Raw genomic sequence first — 18,163 nt, forward strand, 5'->3', positions numbered from 1 at the left:
GTCGGATTAACAACGTCGTATCGCCGGTGAACCCGGCCCTCCCTCAAGCGTGCTGGGCGCGGTCATAGTGCCGCGTCGTTGCAACAACTCGATCTGGTCCGCCGGCACCCGCGTGCGCAAGGTTTTGTACAGCACGCGGGTTTCCAGCAGGTTCCACACCCGCAGCATGGTTTCCAACGCATCCAAGGGTTTGCTGATGAAGTCCCTGGCACCGAGTGCCAGGGCGCGCAAGCGGGTGTCGCGGGTGGCGTCGGCGGTCAGCACCAGGATCGGCAGGTATTCACCGTTGGGAATGCGTCGGTTGAGTTGCTCCAGCACCGCAAAACCGTCGAGCTCGGGCATGTGCAGGTCAAGAATGACCAGGTCCGGTTCGAAGCTGTTGAACAGCTCCAGGGCGCGCAATGGCTCGGTGCTGCTCAGTACGTTGGTCAGCCCTTCACGTGCCAGCAATTGTTCCACCAGCTCAAGGTTCGGGCGTTGGTCGTCGATGATCAGGATGCGCAGGTCAAGGTTCACGCGGGCTCCGGAAAGTACTGGTCGAGGTGGGCTAAAAAGGCCGGCACGTTGATCGGCTTGTGCAGAATGGCCGTCGCGCCGGCTGCGTGCAAGGCTTGGCGGGTGAGGTCGCTGGCATCGGCGGTGAGCATCAGCACCGGTGTGTCCTGGGTGATCGCGGAGCGGCGCAACCGCTGCAGCACGGCCAAGCCGTCGATGTCCGGCAGTGACACGTCCAGCAGAATCAACTTGGGCGCATGCTGCGCGGCCAGGTCCAGGCCGAGTTGGCCTTGCATGCTGGACAGCAGTTTTATCCCCGGCCTGCGGTGCAGCAACGTCTCGATCAGCGCGAGGCTGGAGAGGTTGTCTTCGATATACAGCACCTTGCCTTGGGTGGCGGGGGCGACGGGGGCAGGGCGTATCGACACCGTCTCGGCGACGGCGGCGGGCAGGCCATTGGATGCCTGCACACTCACGAACGGCAACTCCAGCGTGAAGCGTGAACCGATGCCCTGTTGGGTGTGCACGCTCAGTTGGCCATCCATCTTTTCCAGCAGGCTTTTACTCAGCGCCAGGCCCAGGCCGCTGCCTTCCACATTCGGGTCGGCGCCCAGGCGCTCGAACGGTTTGAACAACTGCCCGAGCTTGTCCGCCGGGATGCCTTTGCCGGTATCGCACACCGCCACGCCGATGCGCGACCCTTCGACCTTGACCTCAATGCTCACCTGGCCCTGAGGCTGGTTGTATTTGATCGCATTGGACAGCAAGTTCAGCAGCACCTGGGTCAAGCGTTGAGGGTCGGCCGCGATGCCGATATCCGCCGCCAGCGCAGGCAGCGGCTGCAACTGGATACCGGCGTCGGCAGCCATGGGAGACACCAGCGCCAGGGCTTCCTGCAGTGCGCCCGCCAACCGGATCGGCTCGATGTTCAACGGCAGACGTCCGGCCTCGATCTTGGCAATGTCCAACACTTCGTTGATCAGCGTCAGCAGGTGTTGGCCGGCTCGCAGGATATGCCCGACGTGCGCTTTTTGCCCTGCGGCCGAGTCCATGTCGAGCAGTTGCGCAAAGCCCAGGATCGAGTTGAGCGGGGTGCGCAGCTCGTGGCTCATGCGCGACAAAAACTCGCTCTTGGCCCGGCTGGCGCGCTCGGCCTCCTCACGGGCGTTACCCAGCGCCATCTCCGCCGCGCGGCGGTCGGTGATGTCGCGGGTAATCTTCGAAAAACCGCGCAAAGCCCCGGTCGCGTCGAACTGTGCCGTGATCACCACGCTGGCCCAAAAACGCGTGCCGTCCTGGCGCAGGCGCCAGCCTTCTTCCATGTAATGCCCGTGACGGGTGGCCTCATCCAGGGCCATGGCCGGGTGTTGCGGGCATTCCTGTGGCAGGTAGAACACCGAGAAATGCTGGCCGATGATTTCCTGCTCGGTGTAGCCCTTGATCCGCTCGGCCCCGGCGTTCCAGCTGGTGACGTGGCCCGCCGTGTCGAGGGCGAAAATCCCGTAGTCCTTCACCCCGTCGATGATCAACCGTAAACGTTCTTCGTTCTCGCGCAGCGCGCGTTCGCGTTCCGCCAGCAGCAAGCCGGCCTCCACCAGCCGCGTGCCCAACTGGCCAATCTCGTCATGCTCCGGCGGTTGTGGCAACAGCGGTTGGCCGAGGGCCAGGCGTTGTGCGTTGCCTTGCACATTCTGCACACGCGCCACAATGCCCTTGGACAAGAACAGCACCGCGACAATAGCCCCGAACAACCCGCAGATCGCCGCCAGCCACGTGGACAGTAATAACCGCTGGCGCGTCTCGACCGCAGCGGCGGTGCGCTCGGCCAGCAACGAGTCCTCCAGCATGAGCATGTTGGCGATATGTTGGCGCAGGGCGTCGAGGATGTGTTTGTTGCTGACCAGAATATCGGTCATCGTGGCGGTGCTGGTCGTCGGGTCGCTGAGCATGTCTTCCAGCCCCTCGACTTTGCTGTTGATCAGCGGCCTGATGGCGACGAGTTGTTCGCGCACGCGCTGATCGCGCACATTGCCGTCGAGCCGCTGCAGGGCCGCTGCAATCTGTGGCTTGGCGTTCAGGTAGCCTGGCAGGAAGTCCTCGCGACGCGTCAGCAGGTAGCCACGCACGCTGGCAGCCGCCTCGGCCAACAGCGTGTGTACGGCGCGGATATCGCTTTGCACGCGCAATACCCGACGCACGTCTTCTTCGGCGCGTGCGGTCTGCCGCTCGGTGGTGTAGATCAGCACCAGCGACAGCAGCAGCACCACCAACGGCAGGGAAATCACCACCAGCGCCTTGCCCCGCAGGGGCAGGTCGGCCCACCGTCTTTTCATGACTGTGTCACCAGGCCCAGTGCGATGCCGCGCACAGCCGCCTGGGTTCGATCGGCGGCACCGAGCTTGCCGATGACCCGTTCAACATGGGCCTTGGCCGTGCCGGTGGTAATCCCCAGGTGCTCACCGATTTGCCGGTTGCTCATGCCGTTCGCCACCAGCCCGAGCACCTGGCGCTCCCGTGGGGTCAGGTGCTCGGTGGGTAGGCTGCCGGCGGCGTTGCGCTCGGTCATGCGTCGCAACAACCGCGCGCTCACCGCCGTGTTGAGCGCTTCTTCACCGGCGGCGACTCGTTGCAACGCCTCGATCACCTCGTCGCGGCTGGCGTCTTTGAGCAGGTACCCCACGGCCCCGGCGTTCATCGCGGCTTCCAGATGGTCGGGGCTGTCGTCCATGGTGAAAATCACCACCTTGATGGCCGGCAGGCGCTGTTGCAGCAGGCGCGCCGCGCCCAGTCCATTGAGCACCGGCATCCGAATGTCGAGGATGACGATATCCGGCAGCAGCTGTTCACACAGCTCCACCGCTTGCTGCCCATCGCGGGCCTGGCCGACGACTTCGAACTGCGGGTGACCCGCCAGCAGTGCGACAAAACCGGTGCGTGTGACTTCATGGTCGTCCGCCAGCACCAGGCGCAAGAGTCGGCTCATTGCGGCATTCCATTCAGAGGGGCAGGCACGCGAGCGTGCAGTTGAGTGCCGGCACCGGGGGCGCTGGTGCAGATGAACTGCCCGCCCAGCAGGCTGGCGCGCTCGTGCATGGTGGCGAGGCCCAGGTGCTGCGCATCCTGGGCGTCGAGCGGTTGGCCGGGGTCAAAGCCTTTGCCGTTGTCGTCTATGCGCAGCGAAACCTGGCCGTCGTGCAGGGCCAGGGCCAGTTGCACATGGCCAGCCTGCGCATGCTTGAGCACGTTATTGATGGCTTCCTGGCCGATCCTGAACAGGGCGATTTCCACCTGGCTGGGCAAGCGCTCCGCGTAGCCGGTGGACCATTGCACGCTGACGCCGGCTTCGCGCAGGCGGTCAGCCTCTTTGTCGAGCGCCTTGAATAACCCGAAATCGTCCAGCACAGTCGGGCGCAGGCCGGCGATCAGTTGCCGGCCTTCACCCACCGAGTGCTGGGCCAAGGTCAGAATCGCCTGCAGGTCCGCGTTCAAGGTGCCTGGCAGCGTCGGGCAGCGCCCGGCAAACCCTTGCAGGCGTTGATGCAACCCCGCGAGGGTTTGCGCCAACCCGTCGTGCAAGTCGTAGGCCACGCGTTTGCGCTCGTCTTCCTGGGCGCGCAGCAGCCGGTTGACCAGGTCGGACAGCGTCCTGTCCCGCGCCTTCAGGGTGGTCAGCAGGCGATCGTTCTGCAGGTGCGCGGCCAGCAGCGTGGCGAGCAATTGCAGCGATTCACTGTCTTCGTGGTCGGGCGCGCGCAGGCTGACGCTATTGCCCAGCACCAGCACGCCCAAGGCATCGCCGTCGCCACCGCGCAACGGCACCTGCAACACACTGGGCAGGGCACTGCCCGGCAGCTCCAGCCAGCACGGATTGCGCAGGCGCCGGTCAGCGACGGCGGCAAGGCTGCTGAGGCGATCCTGGCTGCCGTGACGCGCGGTAACCGTGATGCCGCCCTCGGCATCCCACTCCTGAATCAACCCATGGTCCATCGCCAGGAACGCGCATGCCCGCGACAGAACGCGCTCACGCATGGCCTCCGGCGCCAGTTGGGGTAGCGCCTGCCCGGTATCGACCAGCAACCGCAACCGCGCGGTACGACTTTCGGATTGTCGATAATGCGCGCGGATAGCCAAGGCACTCCCGGGATCGTGTGGTGTGTTTTGCATGCTTGGGCTCCGCTGTCGACACAGTCTCGCAGGCGCGAGGGAGGCTATTAAACCTTGGCGAGCGGGTTGGGCGCCATCTGCCAAATGGCATAGGCAAATGGCTCCGGTTGGCCGATGTCGGCCGGGCAGGCGATTGGCAAAGTGGGCTCACTCACAACAGGAGCATCCCAATGAACGTTAAAGCCGTGTCGATCGCCGTGATTTTTGCCTTGAGCGCCCCCTTTGTGCAGGCGGCCCAGACCGCTCCCTACGTCTACCGCGACGTGGCCCAGGCGCCTGCCAATGCGCAAGACCGCGAGATTGCCGGGTTGTTTGACCGTTGGAACAGCGCGCTGCAGACCGGTAACGTCAAGTCGGTGGTCGACTTGTATGCACCGGGCGCGGTGCTGCAGCCGACCGTGTCCAACCAGGTCCGTACCACCCCGGAGCAGATCACGGATTACTTTGATCACTTCATGACCCTCAAGCCGGTAGGGCAGATCAATTACCGTGAAATCCGCCAACTGGGCAGTAACGTGGCGATGGACAGCGGGGTCTACACCTTCACCCTGACCGAGAAGAATGGCAAGGTGCGTCATGTGCAGGCCCGCTACACCTTTGTCTACGAGCAGGTCGGCGGCCAGTGGAAAATCCTCAACCACCACTCCTCGGCGATGCCCGAGGTTCAGGCGAAACACGCAAAGCAGTAACCGCAGATCGCACAGTCCACGCCCTGGCGGGTGTGGACTTTTTTGCGTGTGCGCCGATCAGAAATCCAGCGTCACCCCGCTGTACAACGCACGCCCATCACCCGGTGAGTGCAGTGACGCACGCGCACCGTCCGGGTCATACCAGACGTACTCGTAGTAGCGGTTGGTGAGGTTTTTCAGCTGCAGGTCAACGCTGACCGACTCGGTCACCTGATACGTCGCCCCCAGGTTCATCAGGACATAGCCGCCGTAGGTGCCCTTGGTGTTCTCGCGCTCCAGGTAGTAGTTCGTCTGGCCGTTCATCCAGGCGGTCAGTTGCAGCGACGGCGTGGCCTTGTAGCTGACGCCCGCGTTGTACAGGTGATGGGGGATGTGTTCGATTTCCTGACCGTTACTGTTGGGCAGCGTGGCGCTGGCCTTGAGGATTTTCGAGTACTGCCAGGCGTAGGCCATCCAGATGTCGGTGCGCGCGTTCGGGTGCAGGTTCAACTGGGCGTCGTAGCCCCAGCGGCGGGTTTCGCCGACATTATCCGACTCGCCACTCGGGTCGTTGAGCCGGCGGCTGACTTCGCCACTGGCGTCCTGTTGCCAATACGCCACACGGCCGTCGATCCAGTGGGCAGGGGTGAATTTAATGCCGGTTTCCCAGCCTTCATTGATCGACGGCGCCAGGTCGGTGTCCCTGGGCGGAATCTTGTAGGCCGCCGCGCCGGTGCCCACCTGGAAGGTACGTCCCCAGTTGGCGTACACGCTGGCCACCTCCCAGGGTGAATACACCACGCTGAGCTTGGGTTGTTTGACCAACCCATAGTCATTGATGTCGTAATCCAGGCCGGTCATTTCATTGGTGAAGTCCCCCTGGATCTTGTCGACGCGATACGCCGGGATGATCTTCAGCGACTCGAACGGTTTGATCTCGGCCTGGATATAGGCACCGTAAGTGTCGAAGTCAAATGGCTGGTCGCGGGTTTGTGCCTGGCGCGCCCGGTCACGGGTGCGGTAGCGCTCGCTCTTGTTCTGTTGCTGCTGCATGTCCGCGCCGCCTTCCAGGGCGAAGTCGTACAGCCAACTGACCTGCGGGCGCCAGGTCAGGGAGGTGAGGGCGCCGTACTGGGTTTCGTAGGCGTCGCGTTCCTGCTGGGCGCTGGTGCGCCAGTATTGCGTCCAGCGCCGGTCGTCGAAGGTGTTCACGTAGGTTTTCGCCGACCAGGCCAGGGTCTCGGCCAGCTCGGTGTCGACATGCACACTGAGCTGGTTCATGCGCCGCGTGCCTTTGTCGGTGGCGTTGTAACTGTTGGTCATGCGCGGATGCTGGTGGGCATCCTCTTCACTCAAGTAGCCGGGCTCCTGTGCCTCGGTTTCATAATGCCGGGCGATCAAGCCGATACGGTAGCTGTCGTCGTCCGGCGTATAGAACCATTTGCCGGACAGCGAGAATTTGTCCGCCTCGGCATGATCGCGGTAGCCATCGGCCTTCTGGTACGCGAAGAAGTAGTTCTGCGTCCAGTTGCTGCCTTGGATGCCTTTGGCGAGTTGAGCTTCCTGGGTGTTGTAGCTGCCATAGCGCAGCCGTGCCCGGGTGTATTCGCCGCCTGTGCGGGTGAGCATGTTGACGTTGCCGGCGATATTGTTGAGGCCATAGCGCGCATCGCTGGTGCCGCGCACCACCTCGATACTGTCGAGCTCCAGCGGGAAGATCATGTCCAAGAACGGCATGTTGCCGTCGTTGCTGTTGCTGGGGATGCCATCGATCAGCAGCTTCACCGCATTCACTTCGCCTTCGCCATTGAAGCCGCGAAAGGAGATCTTGCCGGACGTCGTGCCCTGGTTGAACTCGGTGAGCATGACCCCCGGCGCGCGGCTGAACAGCTCCCAGCTGTAGTTGACCGGCATCTTTTCCAGGATGTCCGCGCCGAGGATATCCACCGAGCTGAGTACGCTGGCGGTGCTCAGCGGGCCGCTGGCACCCGTTGCGCCTTGCACCGTGACGGTACCGAGGGTGAGGGTCGAATCCTCAGTGTTGCCAACGGCGGCAAGCGGGTGAAGTGTGAACAGGCCGGTGGAAAGCAGCGGCCACAGGTAACGCGAACCCGGGCGACGTTTTGCGCCGGGCACAGGGAATAGAGCAGGCATAAGCCAGACCTCTTGATGACCAAAAGACGAACACAACGAAGGTGGGGTCGATCAGGCCACAGGGGAGGCGCGCGGGGTCAGGTTCGGCCAGCGAACCCTGGGGTGCAGCGCGGGCAGTGTCGGGTTGTCGAGGACGGTATCCGGCGTGAAGCGCGGCAGCCAGTGCCGGTAATAGTCGGACGGCAGTGCGGCCAGCCCGGCATGACCACAGCAGCAGTCGCTGTGCTTCATCGCGGGTTTGGCGGGGCCGGACTGCGAGAGGTCGATCAGCCGGTCAAACCCTGGCGGCAGGGCCTGGGAGGCGCCCCCGGAACAGAATCCGCCCCACAGCATCAAGCCGGTATCCGGCGTCTGCATGGCACGGCTCAGCGGCATGGCCAGCATGTTCAGCAGCAGGGCCAGGCAGGCGATCCAGGGGCTGATGCGTTTGAACGTAGCCATCAGAGCAGTCGACGCAAGGGGGGCGGATATTTAGCCGCAGTTCGGGGATGAAGTAAAAGTGCTTTCCCGCGCCATTTCGCCGCAGGCCTGGCGAATGCAGTGTTGGTGGCGCAACAGACATTCAATAAAGTGCCCGATTTTGCGGGCCGAGGGCTCCCCCGGTCACGCGTGAGCACCTGAGTTTGAGGGCTCAAGGGGTTGGCATGGATTGTGTTGTGAGGTGATTGGCGCTGACCCGACCACGGGAGGGAAACCCCCAACCTTTTCATAAGAAACCACACCCATGCACAACGTCTTGCAACGCACTGTTTTCGCCAGCCTGCTGGCACTCGGCGCCCTGGGCGGGCCATTGTCCACGCTCGCCCAGGCGGCCAACGACCGACAGTTCATCCCACTGGCCACCTACCGGGTCGGTGCCTATGCCTCCAGCGGTATTCCGTGGTGGGCAGGGGAGATCGACTATTTCCGCTACATCAACGAAGTCGAGGGCGGCGTGAATGGCGTCAAGCTGGTCTGGCAGGAATGCGAGACCGAATGGAAAACCGACCGCATCATCGAATGCTACGAGCGCTACAAAGGCGGCCTGGACGGCGCCCCCACCGCATTCTTCTTCACTCACAGCACGCCGGCGTCCTACGCGTTGATGGACCGTGCGGCGGTTGATCACATTCCGCTGATCGACGGCGCGGGCGGGCGTACCGAGTCGACCGATGGCCGCGTGTTCCCTTACGCCTTCCCGCTGCTGCTCAACTACTACGGCCAGGCGTCGGTGGGGATCAATTACATCGCCCAACGCGAAGGCGGCCTGGACAAGCTCAAGGGCAAGAAAATCGTGACGGTCTACCACGATTCCGCCTACGGTCGTGAAACCCAGGCGGCCATGCAGCTGCTTGCCGAAAAGTACGGTTTCGAGAACATTCAGATCCCGGTCGCCGACCCCGGCAACGAGCAGTCCACCCAATGGCGCCAGGTCCGCCAGCTCAACCCGGACTGGGTGTTCTTGCGCACCTGGGGCGTGTCCACGCCGGTCGCCATCAAGACCGCCGTGCGCTTTGGCGTGCCGGTGGACCGCCTGATCGGTGATGTGTGGGCAGGCTCCGAAGCCGATGTGATTCCCGCCGTCACTGCCGCCAAAGGCTACCAGGCCCTGGCGCCATTCCCCGGAGGCGACACCTTTGACATTCATAAGAAGCTCAAGCAGTTCATTCTCGATCCCGGCAAAAGCAACCTCAAGGACGCCAGCTACTTCGGCAAGGTCTACTACAACATCGGCCTGATCAACGCGGCGATTGCGGTCGAAGCGCTGCGCACCGGCCAGGCCAAGTTTGGTCACCGTGCGCTCAATGGCGAGGAAACCCGCTGGGCCTTCGAACACCTGGACATCGACGCCGCGCGCATCAAAGCATTGGGCCTTGAAGGTTTGCTGGCGCCACTGAAGTTGACCTGCGCCGATCATGAAGGTGGCGGTTCGGCCCGCGTGCAGCAATGGGACGGGCAAAAGTGGGTGCTGGTGACCGACTGGCTGCAAGCCGACCGCGCCACCCTGCGCCCGCTGATCGAGGCCAAGTCCGCCGCGTATGCCCAGGAGAAGGGCATCGTGGCGCGGGACTGTTCGGCGCCGTAACCCTCAGGCGGCGGTGGCGGTCACGTGCCGGCCAGGGATGGCGGCAATCAGTTCACGGGTGTAGTCGCTGGCCGGCTGGTTGAAGATCTGTGCGACCGAACCCTGCTCAACCACGCGGCCATTGCGCAGCACCAGCACCTCATGCGCAAAGTTAGCCACCACCGACAGGTCGTGGGACACCAGCACATAGGCAATCCCCATCTCCCGTTGCAGCTCTTCCAGCAGGTCGAGAATGTGCGCCTGCACCGACACATCCAGGGCGCTGACCGGCTCGTCGAGCAGCAGCAGGTCGGGTTTCAATGCCAGGGCCCGGGCGATGGCGACCCGTTGGCACTGGCCGCCGGAGAGTTCGCGCGGCAGACGATCCAGAAAACTCACCGGCAAGTGCACGCGGCTGATCAACTCCCGTGCCGCCTGCTCCAGGGCCGGCCCCTTTAGCACACCGAACGACACCAGCGGCTCGACGATGCTGTCGAACACGCTGAAGCGCGGGTCGAGGGCGGCAAACGGGTTTTGCTGCACCAGTTGCAGGCGTTGGCGCAGCGGGCGGAATTCGCGCCAGCTCAGGTGAGTGACGTCCTGCTGTTCGAACCAGACCCGACCCCGTGTGGGTTGTTCCAGGCCCAGGGCGATGCGCAGCGCGGTGCTCTTGCCCGAGCCCGACTCGCCGACGATGGCCAACGTCTGGCCGGGAAACACCTGCAGGCTCAGGTCTTCCAGGGCCACAAAGGTCGAGTCCTCACCCTTGACCTTGGGCAAGGTGAACGTCTTGCCGACGTTTTGCAGGCGCAGGATCGGCGCCTGCAGCGGGTCAATCTTGATCAAGGGTTCGCGACGCTTGGCGAACGCCGGTGCGGCGGCAATCAATGCGCGCGTGTAGTCATGCTGCGGTGCGTTCAGGATCTGCCGTGGCGGGCCTTGCTCGACCACTTGGCCTTGTTGCATCACCAGGATCCGGTCGGCGCGGTCGGTGGCCACGCCCAGGTCGTGGGTAATGATCAGCAGCGAAATCCCGCGTTCACTGACCAGGCGTTGCAAGTGGTCGAGAATCTTGCGCTGCACGGTGACGTCCAACGCGCTGGTGGGCTCGTCGGCGATGATCAGGCGCGGGTTGCCGGCCAGGGCGATGGCGATCAGCACGCGCTGGCGCATGCCGCCGGAGATCTCATGGGGGTATTGGCGGGCGCGCAGCACCGGTTTGTCGATGCCGACCTGTTGCAGCAACTCGACAATGTCCGCATCCACCGCGGGGTAGCGTTTGCCTTTGGCCAATATCAGCGCCTCGGCGATTTGCTGGCCGACGCGCAGGGTCGGGTTGAGGCTGACCATTGGGTCCTGTGGCACCAGGCCGACGGTGCGGCCGCGCAGGGTGCGTTTCTGCCGCTCGCTGGCGTGGGTCAGGTCGTGGCCGTCGACCCATAATTGCCCGGCGCTGATCTGTGCAGTGTCGGGCAGCAGGCCGAGGATGGCGTTGGCCAGGGTCGACTTGCCCGAACCGGACTCGCCGACAATCGCCACGGTCTCGCCTTGGGCGATGGCGAACGACAGCGTGCGCACCGCTTGGTTGACTTGCCCGCCGGAACGGTAGGTGACACTGAGTTGGCGAACATCCACTAAAGCGCTCATCGCTGGATCTCCTCGAAGGTGCGGGCAATATGGTTGAGGCTGAACACCACTGCGACCAGGAACAGGCCGGGCAGCAGCGACACCCATGGAGCGGTGATCAGAAAGTGCCGGCCGTTGGCGATCAAGGTGCCCCATTCGGCGGCCGGTGGCGCGGCGCCAAAACCGAGGAAACTCAGGCCGGCAGTGGCCAGGATGGCCGCGCCAAAGTCCAGGGTCGCGAGTACCGCCACCGGTCCCCAGGCGTTGGGCAAGATGTGCCGCAGCAAGGTGCGCGCCCAGCTGGCGCCGCCCAGGCGCGCGGCCTCGACGTAGGGCAGGGTCTTGACCCGCAGCACTTCGGCACGGGTGGTACGGGCGAACCCTGGGATAATGCCGATGCCCACGGCGATGGCCACTGGCACGGTACCGAAGCCGATGGCCGTGACGATTGCCAGGGCCAGCAGCAGACCGGGCAGGGCCAGCAGCACATCGACGAAGCGCATGATCACGGCATCAATGCGGCCACCGGCAAAGCCCGACAGGATGCCCAGGCCCAGGCCGCCCAACAGCGCGATACCGACGGCCAGGAACGCCGCGAGTACCGACAGGCTGGCGCCGTATACCACCCGGGTGTACAGGTCGCGGCCCAGCTCATCGGTGCCGAACCAGTGGCTCAGGTTGGGGGCGCGCAGCTTGTCGAGGGGGGACGTGGCGTAAGGGTCAAAGCTGCTCAACAGGTGCGGCGCGACGGCCGCCACCAGGGAAAACACCACCACCAACAGCGCCAGGCTGAACCCCGGCCGGCGCAGCAGCGGCAATACCACCGCCGTCGCGCGTTGAAGGCGGCTGCGGCGCCGCCAGAGTGCGGGGCTGGCCGGGATGGCCTTGCGGCCCAGGTTCTGCTCAAGGATGGTCATGGTCTAGGACACCTTTGGCGTGTGGGAGATACGCGGGTCGAGCCACGGGTAGAGCAAGTCGACCAACAGGTTGACCAGGACAAACGCCGCCGCCGACACCGCTACAATCGCCAGCACCACTGGAATGTCCTGGCGCAACACCGCCTCCTGTGCCAGGCGGCCAATGCCGGAGCGGGCAAAGATGGTTTCCACCAGCACCGCGCCGGACACCGTGTTGCCGACCTGCAGGCCGATCAGCGTGAGGATCGGCAGCGCGGCATTCTTGAACCCGTGGCGCGCCTGCACCTGGCCACGGCTCAGGCCCTTGGCGTAAGCGGTGGTGATGTAGGACTCTTTCCAGACACCCTGGAAACTGCGTTGCAGCACCTGGGCGTACACCGCCGCGCTCGGAATCGCCAGGGTGATGGCGGGCAGCACCAGGCTTTCAACGCCCCGGCTGCCAGTGGCGGGGAACCAGCCGAGGCCGAAGGCGAACACCTGGATCAACAGCAGGCCCATCCAGAACACCGGCACCGAAAAGCCCAGGGACGGCAGGCGCGCCAGGGCTTTTTTCAACGGTTGCCAGCGGATATAGGCGGTCAGGTAGGCCAGGCCGATGCCACCCAGTAGCGACAGCACGATGGCCAGGCCTGCCAGGGACAAGGTCTGCGGCAGGCGTTCGGCGAGCAGCTCGGCTACCGGGCGGTTAAGCGAGAGTGACTGGCCAAAGTCGCCCCGCAGTGCGCCCAGCAGCAGGTCGAAATACTGCTCGAACAGGCCCTTGTCGAGGCCGTAGTAAGCCCGCGCTTTTGCCAGGTCTTGCACCGACAACGAGTCGGCTTCCATGCCCGAGGCGCTGAGCATGATCGACAGCGTGTCGCCCGGCAGCAGATAAAGGATGAAATACGTGATGCTGTAGGCGCCCCACAGCACCAGCAGCGCTTGGCCCACCCGACCGATCAGGTAACGGCTCATGGCGTGCCGATCTCGATATCACCCAGCAGCGCAAAGCCTTCGGCGGTCCAGCGGAAGTTCTTCACCTTGGGCGACGTCGCCGCCTGCCACACGCGTTCATACACCGGGAATGCCGAGCTTTCATCAATCAGCAGGTCTTGCAGGTCGCCGTAGGCTGCGGCGCGCTGTTGGCTTTGGGTCGCGGTGATACCGGCATCAAACAAGGCTTTGGCTTTGTCCAGCGCCGCCGGCTCGTAGGTGTTGGTGGCCAGGGTCGAGCTGTTGGCGCTACGCGGGTCCAGGATGGTTTGCAGGATGATCGGGTCGGCGCGGGTCATGTAGTTGATCGTCAGGTCGTAATTGCCCGCGGAGTTGTTGGCGACCCATTCGGCGCGGGTGACCACGCTGAGTTTCAGCTCGATCCCGACCTTGCGCAGTTGGTCCTGGATCAGCACGTCGCCCGCGGTTTCCGCTGGGCTGATGTTGTAGCTCAGGCTCAGGCGCTTGCCGTTCTTGTGCCGGTAACCGTCCGCACCCTTGGTCCAGCCGGCTTGATCCAGCAGTTGCTCGGCGCCCGCCGGGTCGTAGGCGAGCTTATTGCCCTGGCTTTTGAAGTAAGGCGTGGTCACGTCGAAAATGCCGTCCACCACCGGGAACTCGGCGTTGTAGACGGTGCTGGCGTAGCTCTTGCGGTCGAGCGCCTTTTGCACGGCCAGGCGCACGTGCGGGTCCGCGAGGATGCGTTCGCCACGGGTGTTGGGGTACAGGTTGAGCGCAGGCCCTGGCAGCGAGCGGCTCTGGATGGTTGCGCCCTTGGACTGGAACAGTTTCAGGTCGACTTCCGAGAACGGGTTGCGCGGCCACAGGATGTCGGCCTTGCCTTGCAGGAACAGGCCGTTGCGCACGCTTTCTTCGGGGATATAGCTGATGTCCACGGCGTCCAGGTGCGCTTCGCCCTGGTTTTTCATGTTGGCCGAGGCCCAGGCGTAACCCTTGCGCTTGGTCAGGTGCGCACCGACTTCCGGGGTGTAGCTGGCCAGCACGAAGGGCCCGGTGCCGATGATCTTGCCCAGGGAGCGCTCCTTGACGGTCAGGGCGTAGGAGGCGGGCGCGAGGATCGCCAGGTTGGTCGTCGACGTGGCTTGCAGGAAGCCGGCGTTGGGTTTCGAGAGCACCAGTTTGACGGTGAAGTCGTCCACCACTTCGGCGTGGTCATAGCCCGCCAGGTAGGTGGCGCCGAAGGTCGCCGGCAGCTGGGTCGCCAGGGCCTTGTCACTGTCGAAGGCGATCTTCACCGCCTTCGCATCGAAGCGCTCGCCATTGCTGAACGTGACGTTATCGCGCAGGTGGAAGGTGTAGGTCAGCGCGTCGTCACTCACTTCCCAGCGTTTGGCGAGCCAGGGAATGATTTTGCCGGTCTGCGGGTCCTGGTCGGTCAGGGACTCGGCGACATTGCGCAGCAGCACGCGGTGTTCCAGCCAATAGACCTGGAACGGGTCGACACTGACCAGGGTGGTGTTGTCGCCGAAGAACGCGATGTTCAGGGTTTTGCCGGCCTGGGTGTCATTCCCGGGCGAGCAAGCAGCGAGGCTTAGCGCCAAGGCGCAGGGGGCCAGCAGACGGCTCATCAAGTTGGAGGTATTCAATGGGGTGCCCTCATGTGGCGTTTCGGGTGCATGCACGGTGTGAATCAGAAGTCGTAGGCCAGCTTGGTGTACCAATAGCCGCCGCCTGGGTAGAACGGCGGGTTGCCGTAGGCCGCCAGGCCGAGGTTGCTGTACACGGCGTTTTTGTCGGGACGTACGTCGAAGATGTTGGTACCGCCGATGCTGACGGTGACGCTGTCGACGAAGGTGTAGCTGATGTCCAGGTCGGTGATCCATTTGGCGCCGAAGCTGCGGTCGCCGGTGGGGTTGACGGCCAGGGTCTTGACCGCGCCATAGCGGGCGGTTTGCAGGTTGACGGCCAGGTCCTCGATCTTCCAGTTGGCGCCCAGGATCCACTTGGTCTTGGGTGAAGCGTCGGTGAGGTCGCCTTCGCGGTCGCGGCCCACCAGGGTCACGCCGGAACCGGCCAGCGCACTCGGCGTGTCGCGGGTGCCTTCAATGGTGGTCTTGTTCCAGTTGAAGCCCAGGCTCCAGCGCACATCGCCCCAGGCGTCCAGCGGGGTGGTGTGGTCAGCCACCACATCCAGGCCCTTGGTGCGCGTGTCAAAGGCGTTGGTGTAGTAGTTGACCCAGGTGCCGGTGGGCACGCCTTGCGCGGCGAGGATGGCGTTGATCGCGCCATTGCCGCGGTCGTAGATATTGCTGGTCAGGGCGATGCGGTCGTCGATGTCGATCAGGTAGGCATCGGCGGTGATGCTGGTGCGTGGTGCCGGTTGCCAGGTCAGGCCCAGCCCTAAGTTGCGCGACTTCTCCGGCTTGAGGTCATCGCCACCGAGGGCCTTGGCCAGGTTGCTGCCCGACGGCGTCAGGCGGGTCACGGCCGGCACCACATTGCCGTTCACATCCACCGCCACCCGGTTGTCGGCCACGGTGTAGCCAATTTGGGTCAGGGAGGGTGCACGGAAACCAGTGCCCACGGTGCCGCGCACGGCCACGGTGTCGGTCAGTTCGTAGCGCGAATTCACTTTCAGGCCGAAGGTATTGCCGGAGTCATCGTCGTAATGCTCGACGCGACCGGCCACGTCGAGAAACCAGCGCTCGGTCAGGTCGAAACCGAGGTCCAGGTAACCCGCGTAGTTGTTGCGGATCAGGCTCACTTCATCTTCCGGACGAATCGTCACGGCGGCCTGCGCGCCGGAAGCGGCGGGGTAGGTGCCGGTGAGATAAGCCTCGGGGTCGCCGGCGAACGTACTGAAATGCTCCCAGCGATGCTCCAGGCCCGCCGACACCTGCACCGGCGGCGTCAGCTTGAACAGGCTGTCGTAGCGGCGAGTGAAGTCCAGGTTGTTGACCCACTGCTCGAAGCGGAAGGTTGCCAGGTTGTCGAATTGGGTCGGTGATGCGGTGCCCAGCGACGGGTTGATGTTCAGGTCGCTGGAATGGTGCACGTTGTTGCGCCCGTAGGTGGTGCTCAGGTCCCAGTTCCAGTCGGCCACCAGGCCCTTGCCGCCGAACAGGAACTGGTAGTCACGGTCCTTGATGTTGTTCAGCGGGAAGTAACCGTCGGGAAACACCTCAGGCACCGCCGCCGTGCCGGTGGGCAGGCGGAAGTAGTTGGCGGCTTCGGCGTCACGCTCACCGTAGGTAGAGAACGAGTACAGCGTGAGGTCTTCCAGGGGCAGTTCGGCGTTGTAGGCGAGGTTGAAGGCCTTCAGGTCGGGGTCGCCGTTCTTGATCGCCACCCGGTCCCAAGCCGCTTCCTTGGCCGGGTCATTGAAGGCCCGCACGCTGTTGTCGGCCTTGTCGTTCCAGGAGGCGCTGCCGCGTTTGCGCGCATCGGCCGAAAGGTGGAAGAAGCCGCCATCACCCCACTTGAAACCCTGGTCGCCCGCGACCTTGATGGTTTCGCCCTGGCCGGTATACAGCTGCCCATAACTGGTTTCCAGGTGCCCGCCGTCATGGGTGGACTTGAGGATGATATTGATCACCCCGGCCACCGCGTCCGAACCGTATTGCGCGGCAGCGCTGTCTTTGAGTACCTCGATATGGTCCACCGCGCTGACCGGGATCAGGTCGATGTCCACCGCGTTCGCGCCGCTGTTGTCGATGGAGCCGCGCTGGCCGGTGGCACCGTTGTGCCGACGCTTGCCGTTGACCAGCACCAACGTGTAGGCAGGCCCCAGGCTGCGGTTGCTCAGCGGGCGGGTCACCGAGTTGTAGCCGGCGATGTTGGTGCCGAAGTTGAAGGACGGCAACAGCTTGGCAATCGCCTCGGACAACTCGGCGCGGCCGGTCTTGAGCAACTGGTCGCTGTTGATCACATCGATCGGCGCCGGGCTGTCGGCCACGGTGCGTTCCTGGCCACGCAGGCCGGTGGAGATCACCGTCACAGTGCCGAGCTTGGCGTCCTCGGTTGCCGCCTCGGCGAAAGTGGGCGTGACCGCCAGGAGCAGGGAACTGGTCAGCAGCGACAAGTGAAAGTTGTTGAGCGCGGCGGGAGAGGCGATGTGTGGCATAGCGAGAAGGATCCCTTAAGCCTGGTAGGCTCCTGATGGTCGGAGGTACGTCCTCCACCAGGTATGGGGTCGGTCTGTGAAGCGAAGATAATCCTATAAAAAAGCTGAGTGAAAGTCTTTTTTGGAATAAGCTAATTATCAGATAATGTTATTTATATTATTTTTAAGATTACCTATTTTTATTATTGTGGTTGGCGTTCAACGGCAGTTGAATCGTTGAATAAGAGGCGCGCGGAGGCTGGTTCACTCAAGCAGCCCGCGTCGGACACCGGGGCTGTGGGTCAGAACGCCGTGGCAATTGCCTGGGCCAACTGCATGTCAGACATGAGCGGCGTGTTGTAGGTGGAACGATAAAACCGTGATGCTTGTTCAAACCGTGCCCCACGGATCTCACCGCCTGAACCGATAAACGCCAGCGCATCACTCTTGGACGATGTGAACTGCTCTGGAATGGCGGAGGTCAGGGCTGTGGCCCCTGAGACAAGCAAAAAGGGCGCGACCGACGTGAGCATCAGCGCGCCTTGAACCGGGTTGTTGTTTTCGGCCGCTACGACCGGAGTGCCGAGCAATGCCAGGCTGGCGATTGCGATAACCTTGAATGAATCCATTCTGCAGCGCTTCCATGCGTTTTGGGTGGGCGTGACTTTAACAGAGTAGCGGGAGGCTCTTCGAGCCGGAAACCTGTTGCTTTGCCTTTATTCGCGTATCTAGATCACTGATCTACCAAGCTTTTTCAGCCTTCCCGTTGTGCAAGAAAGCTGCCCCGCGAACTTGCGTCGAAGCGGCTGGATCTATATATTCCCAACCCTGCAACACGCGCTACCGCCCGAATGGCGAAACTGGTAGACGCATGGGACTTAAAATCCCCCGCTCGTAAGGGCGTCCCGGTTCGATTCCGGGTTCGGGCACCATCTTGCATTCCACTGAGCGCTTTTGAATTCTTTGGAAGCCTTGAAAAACCTGCCTTCTGGCGGGTTTTTTCGTTTTAGCGTTCCGTCGGATTCTTGTCCATTCTTCTGGAATCCACTCATTTAGAGGG

General features: G+C 63.4%; 14 protein-coding genes and 1 tRNA gene. 3 read left to right on the forward strand and 12 right to left on the reverse strand.

The genetic code is table 11. The features are described from left to right. Positions 1-6: 6 nt before the first annotated feature. The 4 genes from ACI512_RS17015 to ACI512_RS17030 are packed head-to-tail and all read right to left on the reverse strand — an operon-like array spanning position 7 to position 4,659. Positions 7-516: a response regulator gene (locus tag ACI512_RS17015; protein ID WP_231807949.1), complete on the reverse strand. Its 510-nt coding sequence runs from the start codon at positions 514-516 to the stop codon at positions 7-9. Beyond that, positions 513-2,828 (reverse strand): ATP-binding protein, encoded by a 2,316-nt coding sequence (locus ACI512_RS17020; RefSeq protein WP_405121227.1) that lies wholly within the window; start codon positions 2,826-2,828, stop codon positions 513-515. Before ACI512_RS17020 ends, ACI512_RS17015 begins: the two co-directional genes overlap by 4 nt. Continuing rightward, on the reverse strand, positions 2,825-3,478 hold the full coding sequence (locus tag ACI512_RS17025; protein WP_122811522.1) for a response regulator transcription factor: 654 nt from the start codon (positions 3,476-3,478) through the stop codon (positions 2,825-2,827). The genes ACI512_RS17020 and ACI512_RS17025 overlap by 4 nt, the downstream gene beginning before the upstream one ends. Then, positions 3,475-4,659, reverse strand: coding sequence for a sensor histidine kinase (locus ACI512_RS17030; protein WP_236379528.1), 1,185 nt, complete (start codon positions 4,657-4,659; stop codon positions 3,475-3,477). Before ACI512_RS17030 ends, ACI512_RS17025 begins: the two co-directional genes overlap by 4 nt. A 170-nt stretch (positions 4,660-4,829) precedes the next feature. On the opposite strand from ACI512_RS17030, the gene ACI512_RS17035 reads away from it, so the two are divergent. After that, positions 4,830-5,348 carry an SgcJ/EcaC family oxidoreductase gene (locus ACI512_RS17035; RefSeq protein ID WP_012724121.1) on the forward strand — a complete coding sequence of 173 codons (519 nt, stop codon included), beginning with the start codon at positions 4,830-4,832 and terminating at the stop codon, positions 5,346-5,348. A 57-nt stretch (positions 5,349-5,405) separates the two neighbouring features. Here the strand turns inward: ACI512_RS17035 and ACI512_RS17040 are convergent, their stop codons facing one another. Beyond that, positions 5,406-7,481 (reverse strand): TonB-dependent receptor, encoded by a 2,076-nt coding sequence (locus tag ACI512_RS17040; protein WP_236379529.1) that lies wholly within the window; start codon positions 7,479-7,481, stop codon positions 5,406-5,408. A 51-nt stretch (positions 7,482-7,532) separates the two neighbouring features. After that, positions 7,533-7,922: a DUF2946 family protein gene (locus ACI512_RS17045; protein WP_012724123.1), complete on the reverse strand. Its 390-nt coding sequence runs from the start codon at positions 7,920-7,922 to the stop codon at positions 7,533-7,535. 283 nt (positions 7,923-8,205) lie between these two features. Here ACI512_RS17045 and ACI512_RS17050 point away from each other — a divergent pair, with 283 nt between their 5' ends. Next, entirely contained in the window at positions 8,206-9,546 is a 1,341-nt protein-coding gene (locus ACI512_RS17050; protein ID WP_236379530.1) for an ABC transporter substrate-binding protein, read from the forward strand. Positions 9,547-9,549: 3 nt separating this feature from the next. Here ACI512_RS17050 and ACI512_RS17055 read toward each other — a convergent pair whose 3' ends face one another. The 6 genes from ACI512_RS17055 to ACI512_RS17080 form a co-directional block, all read right to left on the reverse strand. Then, positions 9,550-11,172, reverse strand: coding sequence for an ABC transporter ATP-binding protein (locus ACI512_RS17055; protein ID WP_236379531.1), 1,623 nt, complete (start codon positions 11,170-11,172; stop codon positions 9,550-9,552). Continuing rightward, a complete protein-coding gene (locus ACI512_RS17060) occupies positions 11,169-12,068 on the reverse strand; it encodes an ABC transporter permease (protein ID WP_250948460.1) in 900 nt (299 codons plus the stop codon). The genes ACI512_RS17055 and ACI512_RS17060 overlap by 4 nt, the downstream gene beginning before the upstream one ends. Before the next feature lie 3 nt (positions 12,069-12,071). After that, positions 12,072-13,022, reverse strand: a complete 951-nt coding sequence (locus ACI512_RS17065; RefSeq protein ID WP_064052407.1) for an ABC transporter permease — start codon at positions 13,020-13,022, stop codon at positions 12,072-12,074. After that, on the reverse strand, positions 13,019-14,629 hold the full coding sequence (locus ACI512_RS17070; RefSeq protein ID WP_236379542.1) for an ABC transporter substrate-binding protein: 1,611 nt from the start codon (positions 14,627-14,629) through the stop codon (positions 13,019-13,021). Before ACI512_RS17070 ends, ACI512_RS17065 begins: the two co-directional genes overlap by 4 nt. 62 nt (positions 14,630-14,691) lie before the next feature. Further along, entirely contained in the window at positions 14,692-17,124 is a 2,433-nt protein-coding gene (locus tag ACI512_RS17075; protein WP_405121228.1) for a TonB-dependent receptor plug domain-containing protein, read from the reverse strand. Between the two features lie 281 nt (positions 17,125-17,405). Next, positions 17,406-17,732, reverse strand: coding sequence for a DUF2388 domain-containing protein (locus ACI512_RS17080; RefSeq protein WP_012724130.1), 327 nt, complete (start codon positions 17,730-17,732; stop codon positions 17,406-17,408). A 216-nt stretch (positions 17,733-17,948) separates the two neighbouring features. On the opposite strand from ACI512_RS17080, the gene ACI512_RS17085 reads away from it, so the two are divergent. Continuing rightward, positions 17,949-18,035, forward strand: a tRNA-Leu gene (locus ACI512_RS17085). Positions 18,036-18,163: the final 128 nt, after the last annotated feature.

The sequence above is a fragment of the Pseudomonas petroselini genome (assembly GCF_045037875.1).
GTDB lineage: Bacteria > Pseudomonadota > Gammaproteobacteria > Pseudomonadales > Pseudomonadaceae > Aquipseudomonas > Aquipseudomonas petroselini.